The sequence below is a fragment of the Glycomyces luteolus genome, assembly GCF_027622875.1.
GTDB lineage: Bacteria > Actinomycetota > Actinomycetes > Mycobacteriales > Micromonosporaceae > Glycomyces > Glycomyces luteolus.
On the sequence record NZ_JAPZVP010000001.1, the window covers coordinates 326,578 to 349,133 of the forward strand.

A 22,556-nucleotide genomic window follows, 5' to 3' on the forward strand; every position below is an offset into this window, starting at 1 on the left:
GCCACCAGGTTCCGGCGCGGGCCGGTCGCTCTGATCACCGGCGCAGGAGCGACCGCGAGCGTCACTCGCCGTCGGTCCAGGTCGGCCGCACCAGGCCCGACTCGTACGCGGTGACGACCAGCTGCGCCCGGTCGCGCGCCGAGAGCTTCGACATGATGCGGCTGACATGCGTCTTCGCCGTGGCGGGGGAGAGGAACAGGGCCCCGGCGATCTCGTCGTTGCTCATGCCCGTGGCCACCAGCTTGAGCACCTCGGTCTCTCGCTCCGTGAGCGCGTTCAGCTTCGAACTCGGCTCCGGCCGGGCGATGCGCCCGGCGAACTCGCCGATGAGCCGCCGCGTGACCTTCGGCGAGATCAGCGCGTCGCCGGCCGCGACCACCCGGATCGCGTGGATCAGTTCGTCGGGGTCGGTGTCCTTCACGAGGAACCCGCTCGCGCCCGCGCGCAGCGCCCGGTACACGTAGTCGTCCTCGTCGAAGGTCGTCAGGATCACCACTTTGACGCCGTCGAGCTTGGGGTCCTTCCCGATCCGCTCGGTCGCCTCCAGGCCGTCCATATCGGGCATCCGGATGTCCATGAGCGCCACGTCGGGACGGTGCCGCCGCGCCAGCTCCAGGGCCTCCGCCCCGTTGCCCGCCTCCGCGACCAGCTCGATGTCCTCCTCGTCGCCGAGGATCGAGGCGAAGCCCGCCCGAACCAGCCGCTGGTCGTCCACCAGCATCACCCGGATCACCTGTCAACCTCCAGCGGCCATGTGGCCTCGACCGTGAAGCCGCCGTCATCGCGCGGCCCCGCGTTGAAGGTACCGCCGAGGCTCTCGGCCCGCTCGCGCATCCCCGTCAGGCCGTTTCCGGCTTCCTTGGCGCCCTTGGCGTCCCCCGCGCCGTCATCGATCACCGCGACCGCGAGCGTCGACGTCCCGGTGACGATCTTGACCAGCACCCGCTTCGCCTTCGCGTGCCGCAGCACGTTCGTCAGCGACTCCTGCACCACCCGGTACGCCGCCGCGTCCACCGCCACCGGCAGCTCGGCACTGCCGTCCTTCCGCAGTTCCACCTCGAGGCCCGACGCCCGCGCCGCCGCCAGCAGCGAGGGCAGCTGCTCCAGACTCGGCCCCGGCCCGGTCGGCGAATCCTCACCTGGCTCGCGCAGCACCCCGACCATCGCCCGCAGCTCCCGCAGCGACATCTGGCTCGTGTCCGCGATGACCTGCAGCGTCTCCTCGGTGCGGAACGCGGGGTCCCGCTTGAGCTTCCGCAGTGCCGCCGCCGTCTGCACGTTGATGAGCGACAAGTGGTGCCCGACCGCGTCGTGCAGCTCACGCGCGATCCGCAGTCGCTCCTCGGCCACGCTCCGCCGCTGCGTCTCCGCAAGGGCCACCGCCGTTTCGGCCCGGTACCGCCGGTAGTGCGCCACGACCGCGCCGATCGCCGGGACCGCGATGATCCATCCGCCGAGCATGAACGTCTCGCTCTCGGTCATGTGCGCGAAGTCCGCCATGATCTCCGAGATCACCACCGTCAGGAACACCAGCCCCGCGATCACGCCCGCCGCGCAAAACCGCCCCAGCGCCGCGAGCGTGTACAGCGCGATCACGAACGCCAGGAGCATCGGCCCATCGGTCGACGACGCCGGGTAGTACACGATCGTGCAAGCCATCGTGATCAACGTGACCGCGAGCGGGAACGCGCTGCGGAGGAACAGCACCGCGCACGAGACGAACAGGACCGTCCACGCCAGGGACTCGTTCAGCCCCTCCGTGTCCCGCACCCGCATGGCCCACTGCGTGAGCGTCCAGCCCAGCACGATCACGGCGTTGAGGGCCCCCACGAGGAGATCCATGCGGGAGATCGAGAAGCGTTGCGACACGCCTCCAAGCCTAAGGAGGAGCGCCCGGCCGCGGCCGGGCGCTCCGACATCCGCGGCTACTTCGTGAGCCCGGCCCGGCGCAGCGCCTCGGCCATCGCGCTCTGCGGGGCCGCCTGCTGGCCGCCGCGCTGCTGGCGCGGCTGCTGCCGCCCGTTCCCCTTGCCGCCCTTGCCGCCGCCTCCGCCTTGGCGCTGGCCGCCGCGCGGCTCGCTGCCGCCGGCCCCCACCTCGTCGTCGAGGCGCATCGTGAGAGCGATGCGCTGGCGCTGCAGATCGACCGAGACGACCTTGACCTTGACCACGTCGCCGGGCTTGACGATCTCGCGGGGGTCTTCCACGAACCGGTTGGCGAGCGCCGAGATGTGCACCAGGCCGTCCTGGTGGACGCCGATGTCGACGAACGCGCCGAAGGCCGCGACGTTCGTCACGGCCCCTTCGAGGAGCATCCCGGGCTTGAGGTCCGAGACCTTCTCCACGCCCTCCTTGAAGGTGGCGGCCTTGAACTCCGGCCGCGGGTCGCGGCCGGGCTTCTCGAGCTCGGCGAGGATGTCGGAGACTGTGGGCACGCCGAAGCGGTCGTCGGCGAAGTCGCCGGGCCTGAGCTTGCGGAGCGTCTTGGCGTCGCCCACGAGCCCGCCGATCGGCGCTCCCGTGGCGGCGAGGATGCGCTCGACCACAGGGTAGGCCTCGGGGTGCACCGCCGAGGCGTCGAGCGGGTTGGCCCCGCCCGCGACCCGGAGGAACCCGGCGGCCTGCTCGAAGGCCTTGGGGCCCAAGCGGGGCACGCTCAGCAGCGCCTTGCGGTCGGCGAAGCGGCCGTTCTCGTCGCGGTACGCCACGATGTTCGCGGCCACGCTCTCGGAGAGGCCCGACACCTGCGACAGCAGCGGAACGGAAGCGGTGTTCAGGTCCACGCCGACCGCGTTCACCGCGTCCTCGACCACGGCCTCAAGGGATTTGGTGAGTTTGGACTCAGTCAGGTCGTGCTGGTACTGACCTACGCCGATGTGCTTCGGCTCGATCTTCACCAGCTCCGCGAGCGGGTCCTGGAGCCGCCGCGCGATCGAGACGGCCCCGCGCAGGGACACGTCCATGCCCGGGAGCTCCTTCGTCGCGTACGCCGAAGCCGAGTAGATCGAGGCCCCGGCCTCGGAGACCACGATCTTCGCCAGATCGGGACTGCCGAGGGCCTTGATGAGGTCGGCCGCGAGGCGGTCGGTCTCGCGCGAGGCCGTGCCGTTGCCGATCGCGATGAGCTGCACGCCGTGCTTCTTGACGAGCGCCCCGAGGGTCGCCAGCGAAGCGTCCCACTGGTTCTGGGGCTGGTGCGGCATGATCGCGGTCGCGTCGAGCACCTTGCCGGTCGGGTCGACCACGGCCACCTTGACACCAGTGCGGTAGCCCGGGTCGAGGCCCATCACGGTCTTCGGCCCGGCTGGGGCCGCGAGCAGCAGGTCCTTCAGGTTCGCGGCGAAGACCTTCACGGCCTCGTCCTCCGCGAGCTGCCACAGCCGCATCCGCAGGTCCACGCCCAGCTTGACGAGGATGCGCGTGCGCCATGCCCACGAGACGGTCTTGGCGAGCCACGCGTCGGCGGGCCTGCCCTCATCCCGGATCCCGAACTTCGCGGCGATCACGGCCTCGCAGTCGGCCCCGTCCACCTCGGACTCGCCGGGCTCCAGGGACAGCGAGAGCACCTCCTCCTTCTCGCCCCGCATGAGCGCGAGCACCCGGTGCGAGGGGAGCGTGGTGAACGTCTCCGCGAACTCGAAGTAATCCGAGAACTTCGCGCCCTTCTCCTGCGCCCCGTCGCGGACCTTCGAGACCAGCCGGCCCCGCCGCCACATGCGTTCGCGCAGGTCGCCGATGAGGTCGGCATCCTCGCTGAACCGCTCGGTGAGGATCGCGCGGGCCCCGGCCAGCGCGGCGGCCGCGTCCGGCACCTCCTTCGCGGCGTCGACGTACGCGACGGCAGCGGTCTCCGGGTCCTGTGAGGGATCACTCAGCAGGAGTTCCGCGAGCGGCTCCAGGCCGGCCTCGCGGGCGATCTGGGCCTTCGTGCGGCGCTTCACCTTGAAGGGCGCGTAGAGGTCCTCGAGCCGCGCCTTCGTGTCGGCGGCGTCGATCTGCGCGGCGAGCGCTTCGGTGAGTTTGCCCTGCTCGGCGATCGATTCGAGCACCGCCTTGCGGCGTGCCTCCAACTCGCGCAGGTAGCCGAGGCGCTCCTCGAGGGCGCGCAGCTGCTCGTCGGAGAGGCCCCCGGTGGCCTCTTTTCGGTACCGGGCGATGAACGGAACGGTGGAGCCGTCGTCGAGTAGCGCGACGGCCGAGCGGACTTGATGGGAGCCGACCGAGAGTTCCTCGGCGATGCGTTGATCGATAGCTTGAGCCACGGGAGGATTCTGCCAGAGGGCTGCGACAACATGGTCCGAAGCCGGAAGCCCCGACCCCCCGGTGGACGCTCGGTCGGGCATTGGGTAAAGTTCTATCCCGTCGCCGGGGGAACGAAAAAGCCCCTGGAAATGACATGCGGACGTAGCGCAGTTGGTAGCGCGACACCTTGCCAAGGTGTAGGTCGCCGGTTCGATCCCGGTCGTCCGCTCGGAGCTCGAAAGAGCGCTATCCCGGACGATTAGCTCAGCGGGAGAGCACTCCCCTGACACGGGAGAGGTCACTGGTTCAATCCCAGTATCGTCCACCGAAGTGGAAGGCCCAGGTTCACAAGGCTTGGGCCTTTCGCGTCAGGGTGGGTTGTCCGAGTGGTTAGGTAACGGCCTGCAAAGCCGTGCACACGGGTTCGAATCCCGTACCCACCTCCACACTCTTCTCGTCGCTTCGGCCCGGTTCGCGGGCCCCGCCGCCACCCGATCCACGTTTGGTCCATCGTTGGTCCGTGAGACCAAGGGGTTCCTGGATAACCATCGTGGCGGCGTATCGCCTGCTCAGAAGTCATGTCGCCCGATCAGGGGGGAATCGCTCGGATTCCTCTGGGGTGCGCGTGTGCGCCTCGAAGCCGTTAGGCCGGCGAACCGGTGGACCTCGCTACTCGACCTGCAGTAGCAGTGTCAGCGTGCTTGAAGTTCGCACCCCGGTTGCGGAGGAGGGCGGTCGGTTCAATCAGATCCATGAGCGTCCTCCGGTTTGCAGCGTGCTTCCATAGAACGGAATTTCGATTGCGACCCGTGATGACTCTGAGTCCGCAGTCCCGAGGGCCATTAGTGCAGTTGAAGTAACCGATGCATCGATTGTTAATGGCGTCATGACTTATGCAGTGCATGGCGCCACCGGCGCCCAAGGAGGTCCCGTCATCACCGCGCTCGCCGCGAAGGGGGCGCCGGCCACCGCTATCACCCGCATACGGAGCTGGACTGCGCGCGAGGACGCTCATCGTCGACCTCGCCTCGCGTGAGCAGCTCGAAGAGGCCTGCCGTGGAGCGGACGGCGTGTTCGTCCACCTGCCAGTGGTCGATCCGCAGACGCGGGAGTCATACGCCGCCAACATCATTGCCGCGCCGACCGCGGCCCGCCCGGGGGTAGAGCAAAGCGGCCCGGGCGACCGGGGGTGGAGATCGCCCGGTGGGGTGGGTGGCGGGTGCGCGCATCCACCCGGGGTTCTCGAGAAGGACTGCCGCCGACTCCGGCGGCGGCTGGAAGCTGCTGTCTCGTGGCCGCGAGTCGGTAATGACCGGTGCGGGCGCGTGACGGGTGCCGGTTCCGTCAGCGGTGCGATGGCGTTCATGGCCTCGTCCAGCAGCGCGCCGAGCGGCTGCTGGTTGTCCTCGGACACCCATGCGGACTGAGCGGAGTCGAGGGCGGCCAGGGCGGCGCCGACGAGTGCGACCGCGGCGATCCTCCCCAGTTCACGGCCGTCCTCGGACAGGCGGCGCTGCAGCACGTCGGCGAGCGCGTCCCGCCACAGGGCGTGCTTGTGCAGGTGAGTGGCATGCAGCGCAGGGGTATTCAGGACCATCCGGGTGATCTGGAGCGACTGCGGCCGATCGCTCAACCCCTGCACGAGGTCGTCGAAGGCCCGGCGCAGTGCGAGCCACGGGCGCTCTTCGGTCGGACGTGATCCCAGGGCCGTGGCGAGCTGCCGGCCCGTTTCCACGAACCACTGCCCGAACACGTCCTCTTTGCTGGCGAAGTAGCGGTGGAAGCTGCGGCGGGACAGTCCCGTCGCGGCCGCGATCTGCTCCACCGTGGTCGCCTCGAAGCCCTGCTCGACGAACAGCTTCAGGGCTGCCTGCGCCAGCTCCGCGCCCACCGCGTTGCGGGTGCGCTCGCGCAGTCCCACCTTCGGCTCCTCCATGACGACAGCGTACACCGCTCGACACGAAGAGTTGCCTTGAGCACATCTGGCCTGACTTGACTCACTGAGACATGTTAGGCGTATAGTGAAGTCATCGAAGGCGTCGCCGCAAGTCGCCGGCGCCGCATCGCTCCCGGCTTCCGCCGGAGGATCGAAGGGACTTCCAATGTCGAAGACATGGCTCATCACGGGCGCCTCCCGCGGCTTCGGCCGCGCCTGGACTACCGCCGCCCTCGAACGCGGCGACCAGGTCGCCGCCACCGCCCGCGACACCGAAACGCTGAAGGAACTGAGCGACCGCTACGGCGAGGCCGTACTGCCGATCCAACTCGACGTCAACGACCGCGACGCCGACATCAATGCCGTCCAGGCCGCGCACCGGCACTTCGGCCGCCTCGACGTGGTCGTCAACAACGCCGGCTACGGCCACTTCGGGACCACCGAAGAGACCACCGAGGACGAGGCCCGCGCGCAGATGGAGACCAACTTCTTCGGCGCACTGTGGATCACCCAGGCCGCGATCCCACTGCTGCGCGAACAGGGCGGCGGGCACATCGTCCAGGTTTCCAGCATCGGCGGTGTGACCGCGTTCCCCGGGCTGGGCGTCTACAACGCCTCCAAATGGGCCCTGGAAGGACTCACCGAGGCGCTGGCCGGAGAAGTCGCCGGATTCGGCATCAAGACCACCTTGATCGAGCCCTCTGGCTTCGCGACCGACTGGGCCGGCGCCTCCGCCAGCCGCTCGCAGGCGAACCCGCTGTACCAGCCGCTACGCGATGCGATGGCGAACTGGGGCCGCGGTCCGACGCCGACCGCTGAGGACAGCATCGAAGCGTTCTTTGCGGCCGTCGACGCGGCCGAGCCGCCCACCCGCCTCATCCTCGCCTCTCAGGGATACGACCTGGTCCTCGCCGCCCACGAGCAGCGCATCGAGACCTGGCGGGCCTGGGAGAAGACCGCTCGCTCCGCCGACCCCGCCTGAACGCGTCGCGGCAGCCGTGCTGACACGTCCCGGCTGAGTATGCCGCGGAGGTAGGAGCCCCAGACCTGTTCGGGGAGCAGGCCAGGGAGCAACCGACCCGGACCGATCTGGGGGATTCGATGACTGCTACCTGGTCCGGGGCTGAGCAGGTCGTGAACGCGATCAGGGACGGCGAACCCGTCACGGTCACCTACCACTTCTGGGGCGGCGACTCGGTCACCTACACGGTCGCCAAGAACGGCACCACCATGTCCGGAACGGCGTCGTAATCGCGTCCTTCCCGCCACAAAGGCGGATCCTTCACAGGACAAGCCGCCGGGGCCGCGCACCAGCGCCGGCCCCGCGGCCGTCATTGAATTCAGAGGCTCCGGTGTTGTGCGGCTAAGCCTCCGTCAGTCCGGCGATCGCGTCGGCGAAACCCGAGACCGCGGTGTCCACCTCCTCCTGGGTGGCGCCCTTGCCGTCCTTCGCGGCCTGGGCGGCGTCGCGTGCTGCGACGAGCGCTGCCCAGGACTCCGGAGTCCAGTCGGCCTCGTTCAGTGCCGCCGCGTCGGCCAGGAGCACGTCGATCCCGGTCTTGTCGACGACCTTGACCAGGAACTCGAGTTCGGCCACGTTGCAGTAGCCGTTGCCGCCGCTGAGGCGCAGCGCCCCGTATCTGACCGGCTCGGCCAGCGGGACGGTGTTCCAGCCGCGCACCGGGGTCCCGGTGTTGGCGAACGTGGTCCAGGTGGCGCCGCCATCGCTGGAGCCGTCGATGGACATGTTGGTCGCGCGGTTCGCCGCGGAGTCCTTCGGGAAATACCTGATGCCCACCACCTCGAACCCGGTCCCGTCGGTCGGGAGCACGGTGTTCGTGCACGACTTCGTGGTGGTGTCGGTCCAGGTGCCGGGGTCCCCGTCGAACATGCGCCAGCCGTTGTCGGCCGCATTGAGCTGGCCGTCCCAGCTCACGGTGCTCGCGGTGACCCAGGCCCGGTCGAGCGCGGCCGGGGCCTCGGTTACCAAGGGGTCCAAGAGGTTCCAGGCGTCGATGAGCCGCCGCGCGAGCGCGTCCTCATCGGCGCCCGGCTCCTCGCGGGCCTCCCGGACCGCCGCCACTTCGCGCGGGAAGAGGATCCGCGATCCGCGCGTGTACGCTTCCAGGTTCACGGCGTCGGCCTGCTCCAGCACGGTGTCGAGGTCGCCTCCGATGTCGCCGAAGAGCCTGAACTCCGAGATCGAGATCGCGTACCGGTTGCGCAGTCGCAGGTACCGGTACGGGGTGTCGTCGTCGCTCTCCAGGTTCTGCCAGTCGAAGCCCCTGAACGCCGGTTCGGTGAGCGTCGTCCAGTTCTGGAGGTCGTTGGAGCCCTGGAAGACCAGGTTGTCGATGAGTCCATGGAACCTGGGGTCCTGGTTGGTCAGGAAGTCGACGCGGTCGAGCGCGAGCCCGCGGCCTGCGCCGAAGTCCCAGGTCACGTGGTACTCGCCGGTGGTTCCACTCAACGCGCCGATGCTGTTCACCTTGCCGTCGAGCATGAGCGCGGCCTGCGCCTCCCTCATGGCGTCGGATGCGCCGTTGTCGTCCACGACCTCGGCGAATGTCGCCGGGTCGACGATGTTCCGTTCATCGGAGAAGTACAGCCGGCTGAAGTCGGTCGTCCCGAGCACCGTCGGTGCGGCTTCGCCGTCGATGCTGTAGTCGATGCTGAACGTGATGTCCCCGACGGGCGTGTCCTCGCCGAGTTCGAGGCTGGCCTTCCACGACAGCCCGTCCTCGCTGACCGCTTCGACCTGGTGGCCGCCGATCTCGACCGCCACATCGCTGATCGCCTCGTCGCTGGTGAACTTGAGTTCGGCGGTGTCACCGGCCGTCACCCGCTCCCGCAGCGCGCCAGGGGAAGTGAAGGACACCTCGTCGATCGCGCCGGGCAGTTCGGTGCGCTCGCCCATGATGTGGAACTCGTCGACGATCCAGATGCCCGGGTAGGCCGGGTCGTTCGGCAGGGCGGGCTCGTCGACCTGCAGCTTGAGGAACCGGTACTGCTCCTCGCGGTGCTCCTCGATGACCGGGATGTGCTCCCAGCTGTTGACCTCGGCGGTGGGCCGCTCCGACAGCAGGTCCCACTCGATCCCGTCGTTCGATCCGTACACGTTGGTCCCGGCCGAGCGCATCGCGAACGCGAACGGTCCCTGGAACGCGAACTCCTCGGCCGCGACCCGGAAGCGGGTGCCGAAGTCGAGCACGAATGAGGTGTGGAGAATATTGCCGGTGTGGCCGGGGCGGACGATGGTGTCCACCTGGGCGGCGGTGACGTCGTGCGGTGTGACCATGCCGCCGGAGATGTCGAGGCCGCCGTCTTCCAGGCGCGGGTTGAGCAGTCGCATCCCCTCGGCCGCGTCCCGCAGCGCTTCGAGCGCGGTCAGGAACGCTTCGTCCGTGCCCGATTCAGAGGCCTCCTTGGCCTCGCGCAGAACCGAGTCGAAGTGCGCGGCGCTGGCGGTCTCGTACACGGCGTCGGGATCGTAGAGGTCGGCGAGCATCGCGTCGATCGTCTTGGGGCGATTGGCCGCGACGACGAGCTCGAAGGTCCGGGACTGGACCGTCTGGCCGTCGTCGGCGATGATCTGCACCTCGTGGCGGCCCCGGTCGACGTCGCCGGGCGTCCAGGAGAAGTCGCCGGTCGCAGTGTCGAACGAGGCGCCCTCAGGCAGGCCGTTCACCGAGTACGACACGTTCCCGCCGGTGTCGACCGCCTTGACATCGAGCGTCCGCTCCATGCTCGCGGCGAGGTAGAGAGTGCCGTCGGCCTGCGGGAACTGCGGCGGCGTCAGGTCCTTCGCGCCGGTCGTAATCACACTGTCCATGTCTACAGTGGTGCCTTCGGCGCCGGAGAGCCGGAAGTAGTTGATCGGATTGCCGGTCATGGGGTACGCGACGTAGCGCCACTCGCCATCGGTGTCGGGGAGGTCGCGCACCGCCAAGATGCTCTTGGGCGCCTCATGCGGGTTGAGCCCCGAGGGCTCGGGGTTGTGGAGCACCTCCAGGCGCGCCGGGCCGTCACTGCGGAACTTCAGGCCGAACACGGCGTCCTTGGGGAACTCCACGCGGGACATGGCACTCGTCGTGCCCTCCTCGCTGAGGCTCGCGCGCGCAAACGTTTGACCGCCTTCGGTGACGAGCTCGGTCCGGTCGTCGAGCAGGAGTCCCGCCTTGTCGAACCGCCAGGCGGGGTCCTCGCGGGACGGCGGCGGCACGGTTCCGGCCAGCTCCTCGGGGAACGCGACCCAGTACTCGGGGTTCTTGTCGCCCGGGACCCAGAAGTTCGCCGTCGTCGAGGAGCCGCGGGTGTAGATCGGACCGTCCATCCGGGACGCCAGGCGGGCCAGCCACGGCGCCTCGGCCTCCACGTCGACGCCGCGTTCGATCTTGTACTCGTAGTACAGCTCCGCGACCGAGATCGTGTTGAAGATGCGGCCCCGGTACGACTGCGAGACGGTGCCGAACCAGTCCTCGCCGCGTTCGTCGACCCACGGCATCCACGCGCCCTGCATGTACTTGTAGAACTGCTCGGCGCCTTGGAGGAGCCGCTGGTCCAGGAAGTCGTAGGCGGAGACGGCGTCCTCGGCGGTCGAGACGGTCCCGTCCACGGGGTCGACCTTGGTGCCCTGCAGTTCCACCATCCGCGCGAGCCCGGCGAAGTTGTCGATGTTGGTCTCGCCGTGGGCCTGGTCGCGACCCATCTCGCGGACCTGCACGAAGTCGTAGCCGTACGGGTTGATCGGGTTGTCGGCCTCGATGAGCGGCATCTGCTCGGCCATCGAGCCGTTGTCGTAGGCGTCGTCGCCCTCGTTGACGGTGTACCACTCCACGCCCTTGGCGTAGCCTGCGGCGTCGTCCGAGTAGATCGCGGTCGCGATCCGTCCGAACAGGCCGAAGTTGTGCTGGTTCATCCAGTGGTGGTTGGAGGCCAGGAACGTCTCGAGGACGGGGTTGGCGAAGTTGCCGAGCAGCCGCTCGTCGTCTTCGGCGCTCCAGACCACGTCGTACCCGTCGTGCTGCCCGGGGGTGTCGTCGTCAGCCGGTTCGGTAGCCCGGATGATCTCGGCGGCCATGAGGAACTGGTAGAGCGGGTGCCCGGTGTGGATGTGCGCGTCGGGGAAGTACGTGTAGCCGTTCGGGTCCATGTCGGCCCAGACGCGCAGGGCCTGGATCGCGTTCTTGCGGTAGACCTCGTCGCCTGTGGTGACCCACATGAGGGACTGGGTGAGCGCGCCGAAGGAGTCATTGGTCTCCCGGCCGCGCATCCCAGCGTTGTCGAATACCCGGGTCCGGGCCTTGTCGGGTTCGGCCGCAGACAAGGCGTTTGACGCCCGCCAGGTCGTGGACGCGAAGCCGGTCTTCGACATGGCGTCGAAGTAGGACGCCCACGGCTCCTGCCCGGACCGGACCATCTCCTGGGTGGTCCGCAGATCCTCGGCCGAGAGTCCCACGCCGGGGTGGACGAACCCGGCGTCGCTCACGGTCTCGTTGATCGCGACCACGTTGTCGGTGATCAGCCCGTTGTACTCGGCGGCCTGCACCGGAGATGCGAACACGACCATGCTCGCCACGACCGCCAGCACGGCGGTCACCACTATCGGCCATGGTCGTGCAACGGCTCTGCGTTGGTTCATCGAAGGGTTCCTTCCGTGGTTCGGCGCGCTCGGGGGGACGAGACTGCGGCACGCCGAAGAATCGGGATATCGTTATCCTTCAATTGATGCTAATGATCGAGGAAACAGGAATCAAGACCTCGATATCGTTTTCCTGGAAGCGCATGCCGCGCCGATCGGGCGCCCGTCCGCCCTTGGTCCGCCCAATGATCCAAAAGAGCGTGACAGTCGACATCGACAGCGCCGCAGTCAACTGAAGCCGAGCACGCGGGCGCCGAGGCCGTCGGCCTGGTGCATCGACGATGCGCATTCCTTTCGCGGACATGCGAACGGCCCCGGGGTCTCCTCCGGGGCCATCGGCTTCAGGTGATTACTCGGCGTCCTCGGACGTCGCCTCGCCCTCGACTGCGCTTCCTTCAACCACTGCGGCCTTGGGCTCGACGCCCTTGATCGGGATGCGCTGGGCCTGCGGGGCCGGCTTGACGGCGCCCGAGATGCGAATCGTCAGGATGCCGTCGGTGACCTCCGCGCTGAGCTGGTCGGCGCTGATGCCCTCGCGAAGCTGGAACTCGCGGCGGAACGTGCCGCCGGCGAGACCCCGCACGAGGTAGCGGTCGCCCTCGGCCGCCTCGCGCTGGCGGCGCTCGGCGGTGATCGAGAGGCGTCGCCCTTCGAGCTCGACCGTGACGTCCTCTGGGCTCACGCCCGGAACCGCGGCGGTGACCACGAGGTCCTCGCCTTCGGTGTAGACGTCGGAGCGAAGCGTGTACTGAACCGAGCGCTGGCCGAAGCCTGCTCGGGCCAGGCGCTCGAACTCGCGGTCGAACTGCCGGAACGCCGCGTAAGGGTGCTGGTAGCGAACGATCATGGTGGCTGTCTCCTTCCTCAGGATTAGCACTCGGCGGTGGAGAGTGCTAACGACCTATACGACGTCCGGCCGGATCCGAATATTTCTGCCGTGGCTCAGATCACGCGGAGTCGTCGCGCAGTGGCAGGTGGTTCGACTGAGGTCCGGATTCCCGCTTGCGCCGTGGCCTCGCGCGGCCCCAGACTGATCCGGTGGAAATCGCCATTCGCCCCAAGCTCGACCGCGCCGACGTCGAGGAGATCGCCCGGAAGCACCTCCCGGGACCGGTCGAGGTCATCGCCCATGAAGAGTTCAAGGACGGGTTCTTCAACGCCGCGCACGCTTTGGAGCTCGCCGACGGCCGCCATGTGGTCGTCAAGGTCGCCCCGGACAAGGCGCACAAGCTGCTGCGCTACGAGGTCGACCTCATGGCGACCGAGATCGAGTGCTTCGAGCGCGGCCTCGCCGCGGGCGTGCCGATGCCGGCGCTGCACTTCGGCGATCCCGAAGGGGGCGTGATGATCATCGACCGCCTCAAGGGCATCTCGTTCCCGAAGGCCAAGGACGACATGTCCAAGGCGGACCTGCTGGTCGTGCGCCGCGAGATCGGCGCCCTGAGCGCCCGCTTCGCCACGGTCTCGGGGGAGCGCTTCGGCTATCCGCGCAAGAGCGGCCGCACCGTCGCCGACACCTGGTCGGCGTCGTTCCAAGCGATGATCGCGGACGTGCTCGCCGACATCGCGGAGAACGGCTCGCCGCTGCCCTGCCCCGCCGGGGAGATCACGGCGCTCGTCGCGGCCGAAAGCGACCTGCTCGACGAGGTGACCCGGCCCGCGCTCGTCCACTTCGACCTGTGGGACGGCAACGTCTTCGTGGAGCGGGCCGACGCCGGTTGGCGCGTCGAGGCGTTCATCGACGGCGAGCGGGCATTCTACGGGGACCCGATCGCCGAGATCGTCTCCCTGGAGTTCTGCCCGGACGATGAGTCGGCGGCGGCCGTGGAAGGCTTCCTCGGCCGCGGGTTGACAGCAGGGGAGGAGCGGCGGCTGACCCTCTACCGGATCTACCTGATGCTCATTCTCATCGCCGAATGCGAGGTGCGCGGCTTCGACGAGGAGCTGACCGCGAATCAGCGCGGCTGGTCGACCGAGAGCCTCGTCAAGAACCTCGCGTCCCTGAAAGCCTGACCGAGCCTAGTGGACGGCCCCGGCCTCGTGGTCGTGGTCGTCCGGGTCGGTGCGGGTCGCGTCCCGCTCCTTGGTGGCACGGGCGAGGCCGTACGGCGGCATGTTGATGTACGAGGTGTCGTAGTCGCCGGCGCGGACCTTGTAGAGCTCGTGCCACAGCCCGACCTCGCCGTTGCTCTTCACGTTGCGGTTGAACCACTTCCAGAAGCCGCGGTGGGCGTGCGCCTGCGAGTGCGCGTAGCGCTCCAGGTGCTCCTCGCTGCGCCAGTACTGGACGACCATGATGACGCGGCCGCCGATCATGGTCCGCGAGTCGAGCAGGCCCAGGTCGGGGTCGGCTTCGAGTTCGCGGAGCATCTTCGGCATCGACGCGAACACCGGCACCCACTTGCGGAACTTCCAGAACTTGTTGATCCGCATGCCGACCGTGAAGACCACGAGGTCCTCGCTGTAGTCGACCACGACGCGACCGGGCCTGACCTTCGCCACGTGCAGTCCTCCCAGGGGGTTGCGAGCATGCCTCCCCTTAGAGACTAACGAAACGTGTTCACCTCGTGTCAAGGCGCTGGACGAATCCGGCTGCGCCGCTTCGGTATCCGTCTAGTGCGGCCACTGCCATTCGGCGACCGCGGGCAGGTCCTCGCCGTGGGTGCGGGTGTGCTCGCGGGCGGCGTGCCGCGCGTCGACCATCCGCTGCCGCAGGCCCGCCGCGTTCTGGCCGAGGCCGGGCACGCGGTCGATGACGTCCATGACGAGGCGGTACCGGTCGAGGTCGTTGAGCACGACCATGTCGAACGGCGTGGTCGTGGTGCCCTCCTCCTTGTAGCCGCGCACGTGGATGTTGTCGTGGTTGGTGCGCCGGTACGTGAGCCGGTGAATGAGCATCGGGTAGCCGTGGAAGGCGAACAGGACCGGCTTGTCGGCGGTGAAGATGGTGTCGAACTGGCGGTCGCCGAGGCCGTGCGGGTGCTCGGTGTCGGGCTGGAGCCGCATGAGGTCGACGACGTTGACGACGCGCACCTTGAGCCGGGGCAGGGCCTGGCGCAGCAGGTCCGCGGCGGCCAGCACCTCCAATGTGGGCGCGTCCCCGGCGCAGGCGAGCACCACGTCCGGCGACTGGCCGTCGTCGGTGGAGGCCCACTCCCAGATGCCGAGGCCGCGCTCGCAGTGGCGCACGGCCTCGTCCATGCTCGTGTACTGCAGCGAGGGCTGCTTCCCGGCGACGACCACGTTGACATACTGGCGGCCGCGAAGACAGTGGTCCATGGTGGACAGCAGGGTGTTGGCGTCCGGCGGCAGGTAGACGCGCACGATGTCGGCCTTCTTGTTCATCACGTGGTCGATGAACCCGGGGTCCTGGTGCGAGAAGCCGTTGTGGTCCTGGCGCCACACGTGGCTCGACAATAGGTAGTTGAGCGAGGCGATCGGCTGGCGCCACGGGATCTTGCTCAAGGAGTCGAGCCACTTCGCGTGCTGGTTGAACATCGAGTCGACGATGTGGATAAACGCCTCGTAGCTGGTGAACAGGCCGTGGCGGCCGGTCAGCAGGTAGCCCTCCAGCCAGCCTTCGCACAGGTGCTCCGAGAGGGCCTCCATGACCCGCCCGTGCGGGGCCTGGTGCTCGTCCGTGGGCAGGATCTCGGCGGTCCACTGCCGATCGGTGGTCTCGAAGGCCGCGTCGAGCCGGTTGGAGGCGACCTCGTCGGGACCGAAGAGCCGGAACCGGTCCGGGTTGGCGCTGATGACGTCGCGGATCCATTTGCCGAGGACCCTGGTGGCCTCGCCGGTGGTGCGGCCGTGGCCCTCGATCGCGAGGCCGTAGTCGCGGTAGTCGGGCAGCACGAGGTCGCGCAGGAGCAGCCCGCCGTTCGCGTGCGGGTTGGCGCTCATGCGCCGCGCGCCCTGCGGGTGGAGGCCGAGGAGTTCAGGCGCGGGCCCGCCCATGGCGTCGAACAGCTCCTCGGGCCGGTACGAGCGCATCCACTCCTCGAGCATCGCCAGGTGCTCCGGGTTGGAGCGCACTGCCGCGAGCGGCACCTGGTGGGCCCGCCACGTGCCCTCGACCGGTACACCGTCCACTTCGTCTGGTCCGGTCCAGCCCTTCGGGGTCCGGAGGACGATCATCGGCCAGCGCGGCCGCACGGGCTTCCCGTTCACGTTCCGGCGCGCGTCGGCGCGGATCTCGGCGATCCGGTCGAAGCAGGCGTCGAGCGCGGCGGCCAGCTGCTGGTGGACGCTCGCGGGGTCGCCGCCCTCCACCAGGAACGGCTCGTAGCCGACGCCGCGGAAGAAGGACATGCGGTCCTCGTCGGAGATGCGCGCGAAGATCGTCGGGTTGGCGATCTTGTAGCCGTTGAGATGCAGGATCGGCAGGACCGTGCCGTCGGTGACCGGGTTGAGGAACACGTTCGAGAACCACGAGCCGGCCATCGGGCCGGTCTCGGCCTCGCCGTCGCCGATCACGCAGGCCACGGTGAGCTCGGGGTTGTCGAACGCGGCCCCGTACGCGTGCGAGAGCGCGTAACCGAGTTCGCCGCCTTCGTGGATCGAGCCGGGCACTTCGGCGGCCACGTGCGAGGGGATGCCGCCGGGGAAGGAGAACTGGCGGAAGAGCCGCTTCATGCCCTCTTCGGAGTGGTTCACCGAGGGATGCAGCTCCGGGTAGGTGCCTTCGAGCCAGGTGTTGGCGACGATCGCGGGGCCGCCGTGGCCGGGGCCGGTCACGAAGATCATGTCGAGGTCGCGGGCGGCGATGCAGCGGTTCAGGTGCGCATAAATGAGGCTCAGGCCGGGGCTGGTGCCCCAGTGTCCGAGCAGGCGGGGCTTGATGTGCTCGGGGCGCAGCGGCTCCCTGAGGAGCGGATTGTCGAGCAGGTAGATCTGGCCGACGGTGAGGTAGTTCGCCGCCCGCCAGTAGGCGTCGATGCGGGCTAGCTCTTCGTCGGTCAAGGGCGCGGTGGCGAGGCCCGATTGCGTCGTGTCCATGCGTCCGAGGGTGCCGTATAGGGCGCGCCTTAACCGCGATTCACGCGAATTCCTCGCGTGGGCGCTCGCGCTGTCAGCCGACCTCTTTGAGCATCCGCTCCACCGACACGAGACGGGACTTGACCTCGATGAGCGAGGCCTTGATCTCGGCGGAGTCCATGCCGGCCTTCTCCGCGAGTTCGCGGTAGTTCGCCTCGCGGGCGGCCGAAGCCTGCGCCTTCTTCGTGGTGGCCCAGACGAACATCGAGGCGATCACGATCGCGGCTATCAGGAAGAAGAAACCGAAGACGAACAGCATTCCGGCGTTGGCGGTGGACATAACGAGGCTTCCTTCTCTGGGTCGGCGGCAGTGGTTGCGGTGTCGGGCAGGGTCGGCAGCGCCGACTTCACGATTTGCGGTGTGATCTCCAAGGCGAACGGGACCGCATCGAAGTACTTGACGGCCTTGCCGTCCTCCGAGAGCTCCAGCGACCCCGTCACCAGGCCCGCAGCCTGGAGCTTCTGCAGGTGCATGTGGAGCAGCGGGCGGCTCATCCCGAGCTGGCGGGCGAGAAGGCTCACGTACTGCCTCCCGTCCGCGAGCGCGCCCAGAATGCGCAGCCGGTGCGGGTTCGCCAGGGCCGAGCAGGCCGCGAGCAGGGCCGCGCCGGTCAACTCCTCGGGCTCCATGAGAACCATCCTTGTCGTATGTCAGAAAATTCTGACACATGTCAGCGGCGACTGCAAGCCGCGAATTTCGATTGCACCCTCGCACGCCCGCCCGGAAGAATCTGACCCATGCTCGCCGACCACCTGCCGATCTACCGACTGCGCCTCAGGACCGAACGCCTCGAACTGCGCCTGCCCGAGAACTTCGACGAGATCGCCGAACTGGCCGACACCGCGGCAGCGGGCGTCCACGACCCCGGCTTCATGCCCTTCGGCATCCCGTGGACCGCCGACGGACCCAAGACCACAGCCCGGAACGTCGCGATCTACTACCACCACGTCATCGGTCGCTGGGACGCCCGAGCCTGGACCCTGCCCTTCTACGTCTTCCTCGAAGGACGACCTATCGGCGTGCAGGACATCAAAGGCGTGGAACTCGACGTCACCCGCGAAGTCGCCACCGGCTCCTGGATCGGCCGCGCCCACCAGGGCAAGGGCATCGGCAAGGAGATGCGTGCCGCCGTGCTCCACTTCGCCTTCGCCGAGCTCGGCGCCGACTACGCGACCAGCAGCTCGTACGACGCCAATGCCGCTTCCGCCGGCGTCTCCCGCAGCCTCGGCTACCGCGACGACGGCATCAGGCTCCCTGTGGTGCAAGGCGTTCGACGCACTGAATTGCGCTGGCGGCTCTCACGCGATGACTGGGAGGCCCACCGCAAACACGAGGTCGTCGTCGAAGGGCTCGACGACGACGTGAAGGACATGCTCGGTCTAACGAAGGAAACCTCATGACGCTCGCCGACCACCTCCCGATCTACAGGCTCCGGCTGCGGACAGAGCGCCTCGAGCTCCGCATCGCTCGCGACGACGAAATCGGCGCCTTGGCGGACGCCGCCGCGGCGGGCGTCCACGACCCGGACTTCATGCCCTTCCTCTTCCCCTGGACCGACGCCACTCCCGCCGAGCGCGGCCGCAGCGTCGCCCTCTGGTGCCACCGCGTCATCGGCCGCTGGAGCAAGGACGACTGGACCCTCCCCTTCACGGTCTTCTTCGAGGGCCGACCCATCGGCATCCAGGAGATCGACGGCAAGGAGTTCGCCCTCAAACGCGAAGTGGGCACGGGCTCGTGGCTCGGGCTGGCGAACCACGGTAAAGGCATCGGGACCGAGATGCGCGCCGCGGTACTCCACTTCGCCTTCTCGGGCCTCGGCGCGGACTGGGCCACGAGCGCGTCGTTCGACGGCAATGCCGCTTCGGCGGGCGTCTCTCGCAAGCTCGGGTACCAGGCGGACGGCCGCGAATACCACATCGTGCAGGGCGTGCGGCGACTCGACTGGCGCTGGCGTCTCTCCCGCGAGGACTGGGAGGCCCACCGCAAACACGAGGTCGCGATCGATGGTCTGGACGCCGAGGTCCTCGCGATGCTCGGCCTGGGCGAGTCCGAGCAGTGACCGGGGCGGGCGCGGCTCAGGCGTGAGCCGCGCCCCAATCGGTCCCAAGGCCCTATCAAGGCCCGGTGAACGATGCGCTAAAGTAATCACCGTTCCCCGGTCAACACCGGAGAAATGCGGACGTAGCGCAGTTGGTAGCGCGACACCTTGCCAAGGTGTAGGTCGCCGGTTCGATCCCGGTCGTCCGCTCAGAAGGAGAAGGCCCGGTAGTGATGCCGGGTTTTTTCGTTGCCCGGGAATCGGGGCCTGCTCGGGGGGGACGTAGCGCAGTTGGCGGTGCTGATTGCAGCGCTTCGCGCTGGTGCGACACCTTGCCAAGGGGTAGGTCGCCGGTTCGATCCCGGTCGTCCGCTCAGAAGGAGAAAGCCCGGCAGTGATGCCGGGTTTTTTCGTTGCCCGGGAATCGGGGCCTGCTCGGGGGGGACGTAGCGCAGTTGGCGGTGCTGATTGCAGCGCTTCGCGCTGGTGCGACACCTTGCCAAGGGGTAGGTCGCCGGTTCGATCCCGGTCGTCCGCTCAGATTGAGAAGGCCCGGTAGCGATGCCGGGTTTTTTCGTTGCCCGGGAATCGGGGCCTGCTCGGGGGGGACGTAGCGCAGTTGGCGGTGCTGATTGCAGCGCTTCGCGCTGGTGCGACACCTTGCCAAGGGGTAGGTCGCCGGTTCGATCCCGGTCGTCCGCTCAGATTGAGAAGGCCCGGCAGTGATGCCGGGTTTTTTCGTTGCCCGGGAATCGGGGCCTGCTCGGGGGGGACGTAGCGCAGTTGGCGGTGCTGATTGCAGCGCTTCGCGCTGGTGCGACACCTTGCCAAGGGGTAGGTCGCCGGTTCGATCCCGGTCGTCCGCTCAGAAGGAGAAGGCCCGGTAGCGATGCCGGGCTTTTTCGTTTCCTGCAGAAAGGGCCGCCCGAATGGGCGGCCCTTTTTCGCTATGCCTTCGCGTCCTTCGGGATCCAGCGGGCGTTCATTTCCTCCTCTGTGGGGGGCGTGCCCGGCAGCGGGCCCGCGCCCGGGGCGCGCAATGCCTGAAGGTACAGCTCCAGGCTCCGCAGCCGCACTTCCCGGGTCCGCTCGGTGTCGCCGATGTCGATCGAGGCCAGCGACTCGGTGATCATGATGACGTCGCCGATCTTCGCGTCATCGCGGATGACGCCCGCGTCGTGCAACTTCCTCATGAGCACGTCGTTCAATTCGGCCGCCGCGGCGCCCGCCCCGAACATGTCCGGCGTCGGCGTGAACGTCCCCGCCAGTTTGACCGTGATCGACGCGGTGTCGGCCGCGACGACCTGCCTCATGAAGCGGCAGAAGGCCTCCCACAAGTCGCCTTCGGAGTCGACGGCATCCTGCACCAGCTCCACGTGCTTGGCCAGGCCGTCGCCGCAGAGCTTGCGGAGCAGGTCCTCCTTGCTCGGATAGCGCCGGTACAGCGCGCTGATGCCCACCCCGGCACGCTTGGCGACCTCCGCGATCGGCGCGTCCGGGTTCGCGACGAACACCTCGTGGGCCGCCTCGAGGATCAGCTTGTCGTTGCGGGCGGCCTGCGCCTTGCGCCCGCTCAGCGGCTTGTCGGTCATGACGGCATCCTATCCGGAACAGAGTGATTCATTCTGTTGAGCCTTCCTTGCGTAACGCCTGCGACCGGCCGCGCCCGCGAAGGCCCGACCGGTCAGAGGACTCAGTGGCTCAGTGTTCGGCCTTGGCCTGCTTCGGCAGCCCGAAGGCCACCAGGAATGCCACCACCGTCAGGCCCACGGTCAGGCCCGTGACCCACTGGGCCGCGCCCATCGCCTCGGCCGCGCCGCCGCCGATCGCGAAGCGGCTGAAGAACACCGTCCCGAGCACCGCCACCCCCAGCGCCGCCGCGCCCTGCTGGAAGGACTCGAGCAGACCCGAAGCCGAGCCGACCTCGTGGTCCTCGAGCTCGCCGGTGATGATCCCGAACAGCGGCACGAAGATCATGCCCATCCCGATCCCGTAGAACAGCAGGGCCGGGGCCAGCGCCCACGTGCCGGGCGCAGCGGCGGCACCGAACTGGAGCCACAGCGCTACCAGGCTGGCCGTCATGATCGCGAGACCGAGGTGCAGCACGCCGCGTCCGAGCTTCGGGGCGAGGCCAGCGCTGGCGCCGGAGCCGACGAACGCGCCGACCGCCCACGCCGCCATCGCGAGGCTCGCCTTGAGCGGGCCGAACCCCAGGCCGAGCTGGAGGAACAGGCCGACCGCGAGCGAGAAGCCGGTGACGGCGCCGAAGAAGACGACCACGAACGCGATACCGGAGGTGTAGGAGCGCTTGGCGAACACGCTCAGTTCGATCAGCGCGGTGCGGCCGGAGCGGGCGCGCTTGACCTGGGTGCGGACGAAGTAGGCGAGCACCGGGACGGAGGCGAGGAGCATCGCGATCGACCAGGCGGGCCAGCCCAGCTCGCGGCCCTCGACGAGCGGGACGAGCAGGAGGCTCATGCCGACGGCGGCGATGACCGCTCCGCCGAGGTCCAGCTTCAGGCCCGGGGTCTTGGGGGCTCCGGCCGGAAGGACCTTGGCGCCCAGGACGAGTGCGGCGATGCCGAGCGGCAGGTTGATGAGGAAGATCGAGCGCCAGCCGGTGCCGAAGAGGTCGGCGTCGACGAGGAGACCGGCCGCGATCGGGCCGGCGATCGAGGCGAGGCCGATGAGCGGGCCGAAGACGGCGTAGGCCTTGCCCATGTCGCGGCCGAACAGGTCGCGGATGAGCCCGAAGCACTGCGGCACCATCACGGCCGCGAACGCGCCCTGGACGACGCGGGCGGCGAGCAGCAGCTCGATCGTTCCGGCGGCGCCGCAGGCGAGCGAGGCGACGAGGAAGCCGACCAGGCCGATCATCAGGACCCGCTTGCGGCCGAACATGTCGCCGAGGCGTCCGCCGGTGAGGAGGCCGACCGCCAGGGCGAGGGTGTATCCGGCGGCGAGCCACTGGATGGTCGAGGCGGTGCCACCGAGTTCGGTGCGGATCGCGGGGGCGGCGACGTTGACGATCGAGGCGTCGAGCAGGTTGAGGAGGGTCGTCGCGAGGATCGCGATGAGCCCGAGCCAGCGCCGGGGGTAGGTCGCGGGCGCTTCGGTCGGGGCCGAGACGGTCTCGGCGGTGTCGAGGGACGCGGCGCCTGCGGGCGCGGCGTCGGTGGTCGGGGTTTCGGCGGTGAAGGTCACGGCTGCCTCCGGGCTATCTGTGTTCATTGGAACGGAACGCTTGATTCCACTATAACAGACCGGAACGATCTGTTCCAATAGAAGGGCCGAGTATTTCGGAGGTTCCGGAAGCCGGTCCTGAGCAGCCAAAACGCCCGGCCGACGAGCGACCGGGCGTACGCGGCAGCAGGGGTCAGGTCTGCTGCGTCCCCTTGAGCAGCTCGAAGATGATGATCATCGCGACCGCCGCGATCACCAGCCACAGCGTGGCCTTGCGGAACTTGTGGCGGGCGCCCGGGGAGAACCACATGACCGCCGCGATGATGAGCAGCACACCGACCACCACGCCCGGTGCGGAGCTGATGCCTTCGTCCAACTTGATCCCAATCCCGTCCGATGCGACCGTGCCTCGATCTTTGTACCGGTCGCTCACTCAATCATTCAGGCCGGGGCCTGGCAGGTCAACCCGCTCCGTCGT

Annotated in this window: 18 protein-coding genes and 8 tRNA genes; 13 read left to right on the top strand and 13 right to left on the bottom strand. The window is 68.5% G+C overall.

Annotated features, from left to right (window positions below; all coding sequences use genetic code 11):
- Nucleotides 1-61: 61 nt before the first annotated feature.
- Genes O1R50_RS01480 through O1R50_RS01490 form a run of 3 tightly spaced genes read right to left on the bottom strand, consistent with a single transcriptional unit; the run spans nt 62 to nt 4,262 of the window.
- The gene (locus O1R50_RS01480; protein ID WP_270108068.1) at nt 62-733 is read right to left on the bottom strand and encodes a response regulator transcription factor; all 672 of its coding nucleotides are present in this window, start codon (nt 731-733) and stop codon (nt 62-64) included.
- On the bottom strand, nt 730-1,869 hold the full coding sequence (locus tag O1R50_RS01485; RefSeq protein ID WP_270108069.1) for a sensor histidine kinase: 1,140 nt from the start codon (nt 1,867-1,869) through the stop codon (nt 730-732). Before O1R50_RS01485 ends, O1R50_RS01480 begins: the two co-directional genes overlap by 4 nt.
- Nucleotides 1,870-1,925: 56 nt before the next feature.
- Nucleotides 1,926-4,262: a Tex family protein gene (locus O1R50_RS01490; RefSeq protein ID WP_270108070.1), complete on the bottom strand. Its 2,337-nt coding sequence runs from the start codon at nt 4,260-4,262 to the stop codon at nt 1,926-1,928.
- 136 nt (nt 4,263-4,398) lie between these two features.
- Here O1R50_RS01490 and O1R50_RS01495 point away from each other — a divergent pair.
- The 3 genes from O1R50_RS01495 to O1R50_RS01505 all read left to right on the top strand — a co-directional run bounded on the left by O1R50_RS01495 (nt 4,399) and on the right by O1R50_RS01505 (nt 4,688).
- Nucleotides 4,399-4,471: transfer RNA gene (locus tag O1R50_RS01495), tRNA-Gly, on the top strand.
- Nucleotides 4,472-4,495: 24 nt separating this feature from the next.
- Nucleotides 4,496-4,567, top strand: a tRNA-Val gene (locus O1R50_RS01500).
- Between the two features lie 47 nt (nt 4,568-4,614).
- Nucleotides 4,615-4,688 (top strand) — tRNA-Cys (locus O1R50_RS01505).
- A 197-nt stretch (nt 4,689-4,885) separates the two neighbouring features.
- Here O1R50_RS01505 and O1R50_RS01510 read toward each other — a convergent pair.
- Nucleotides 4,886-6,178, bottom strand: a complete 1,293-nt coding sequence (locus O1R50_RS01510; RefSeq protein ID WP_270108071.1) for a TetR/AcrR family transcriptional regulator — start codon at nt 6,176-6,178, stop codon at nt 4,886-4,888.
- 166 nt (nt 6,179-6,344) lie between these two features.
- Here O1R50_RS01510 and O1R50_RS01515 point away from each other — a divergent pair, with 166 nt between their 5' ends.
- Together O1R50_RS01515 and O1R50_RS01520 are read left to right on the top strand one after the other, a co-directional pair.
- Complete coding sequence (locus O1R50_RS01515; RefSeq protein ID WP_270108072.1) at nt 6,345-7,160, top strand: SDR family NAD(P)-dependent oxidoreductase; 816 nt, start codon at nt 6,345-6,347, stop codon at nt 7,158-7,160.
- 119 nt (nt 7,161-7,279) lie between these two features.
- Nucleotides 7,280-7,429, top strand: coding sequence for a hypothetical protein (locus O1R50_RS01520; RefSeq protein ID WP_270108073.1), 150 nt, complete (start codon nt 7,280-7,282; stop codon nt 7,427-7,429).
- Nucleotides 7,430-7,541: 112 nt separating this feature from the next.
- Here the strand turns inward: O1R50_RS01520 and O1R50_RS01525 are convergent, their stop codons facing one another.
- Complete coding sequence (locus tag O1R50_RS01525) at nt 7,542-11,819, bottom strand: Ig domain-containing protein (protein WP_270108074.1); 4,278 nt, start codon at nt 11,817-11,819, stop codon at nt 7,542-7,544.
- A gap of 349 nt (nt 11,820-12,168) precedes the next feature.
- Nucleotides 12,169-12,666, bottom strand: coding sequence for an Hsp20/alpha crystallin family protein (locus O1R50_RS01530; RefSeq protein ID WP_270108075.1), 498 nt, complete (start codon nt 12,664-12,666; stop codon nt 12,169-12,171).
- 191 nt (nt 12,667-12,857) lie between these two features.
- On the opposite strand from O1R50_RS01530, the gene O1R50_RS01535 reads away from it, so the two are divergent.
- Nucleotides 12,858-13,832, top strand: coding sequence for an aminoglycoside phosphotransferase family protein (locus tag O1R50_RS01535; RefSeq protein ID WP_270108076.1), 975 nt, complete (start codon nt 12,858-12,860; stop codon nt 13,830-13,832).
- A gap of 6 nt (nt 13,833-13,838) precedes the next feature.
- Here O1R50_RS01535 and O1R50_RS01540 read toward each other — a convergent pair whose 3' ends face one another.
- The 4 genes from O1R50_RS01540 to O1R50_RS01555 form a co-directional block, all read right to left on the bottom strand.
- Entirely contained in the window at nt 13,839-14,321 is a 483-nt protein-coding gene (locus O1R50_RS01540; protein ID WP_270108077.1) for a DUF4188 domain-containing protein, read from the bottom strand.
- Between the two features lie 111 nt (nt 14,322-14,432).
- Nucleotides 14,433-16,817 (bottom strand): phosphoketolase family protein, encoded by a 2,385-nt coding sequence (locus O1R50_RS01545; RefSeq protein WP_270108078.1) that lies wholly within the window; start codon nt 16,815-16,817, stop codon nt 14,433-14,435.
- A gap of 73 nt (nt 16,818-16,890) precedes the next feature.
- Nucleotides 16,891-17,136, bottom strand: coding sequence for a hypothetical protein (locus O1R50_RS01550; protein ID WP_270108079.1), 246 nt, complete (start codon nt 17,134-17,136; stop codon nt 16,891-16,893).
- Nucleotides 17,085-17,486, bottom strand: a complete 402-nt coding sequence (locus tag O1R50_RS01555) for an ArsR/SmtB family transcription factor (protein ID WP_270108080.1) — start codon at nt 17,484-17,486, stop codon at nt 17,085-17,087. The genes O1R50_RS01550 and O1R50_RS01555 overlap by 52 nt, the downstream gene beginning before the upstream one ends.
- Nucleotides 17,487-17,594: 108 nt before the next feature.
- Between O1R50_RS01555 and O1R50_RS01560 the strand changes: the two genes are divergently transcribed.
- From O1R50_RS01560 to O1R50_RS01590, 7 genes are all read left to right on the top strand, one after another.
- Nucleotides 17,595-18,257: a GNAT family N-acetyltransferase gene (locus O1R50_RS01560; RefSeq protein ID WP_270108082.1), complete on the top strand. Its 663-nt coding sequence runs from the start codon at nt 17,595-17,597 to the stop codon at nt 18,255-18,257.
- Nucleotides 18,254-18,916 (top strand): GNAT family N-acetyltransferase, encoded by a 663-nt coding sequence (locus tag O1R50_RS01565; protein WP_270108083.1) that lies wholly within the window; start codon nt 18,254-18,256, stop codon nt 18,914-18,916. The genes O1R50_RS01560 and O1R50_RS01565 overlap by 4 nt, the downstream gene beginning before the upstream one ends.
- A gap of 116 nt (nt 18,917-19,032) precedes the next feature.
- Nucleotides 19,033-19,105: transfer RNA gene (locus O1R50_RS01570), tRNA-Gly, on the top strand.
- A 66-nt stretch (nt 19,106-19,171) separates the two neighbouring features.
- Nucleotides 19,172-19,269, top strand: a tRNA-Gly gene (locus O1R50_RS01575).
- A gap of 66 nt (nt 19,270-19,335) precedes the next feature.
- A tRNA-Gly gene (locus O1R50_RS01580) sits at nt 19,336-19,433 on the top strand.
- A gap of 66 nt (nt 19,434-19,499) precedes the next feature.
- Nucleotides 19,500-19,597: transfer RNA gene (locus O1R50_RS01585), tRNA-Gly, on the top strand.
- Nucleotides 19,598-19,663: 66 nt separating this feature from the next.
- Nucleotides 19,664-19,761: transfer RNA gene (locus O1R50_RS01590), tRNA-Gly, on the top strand.
- A gap of 81 nt (nt 19,762-19,842) precedes the next feature.
- On the opposite strand, the gene O1R50_RS01595 is transcribed toward O1R50_RS01590, so the two are convergent.
- From O1R50_RS01595 to O1R50_RS01605, 3 genes are all read right to left on the bottom strand, one after another.
- On the bottom strand, nt 19,843-20,487 hold the full coding sequence (locus tag O1R50_RS01595; protein WP_270108084.1) for a TetR/AcrR family transcriptional regulator: 645 nt from the start codon (nt 20,485-20,487) through the stop codon (nt 19,843-19,845).
- A gap of 109 nt (nt 20,488-20,596) precedes the next feature.
- Nucleotides 20,597-22,126: an MFS transporter gene (locus O1R50_RS01600; RefSeq protein WP_270108085.1), complete on the bottom strand. Its 1,530-nt coding sequence runs from the start codon at nt 22,124-22,126 to the stop codon at nt 20,597-20,599.
- Nucleotides 22,127-22,271: 145 nt separating this feature from the next.
- On the bottom strand, nt 22,272-22,454 hold the full coding sequence (locus O1R50_RS01605) for a hypothetical protein (protein WP_270108086.1): 183 nt from the start codon (nt 22,452-22,454) through the stop codon (nt 22,272-22,274).
- Between the last annotated feature and the right edge of the window lie 102 nt (nt 22,455-22,556).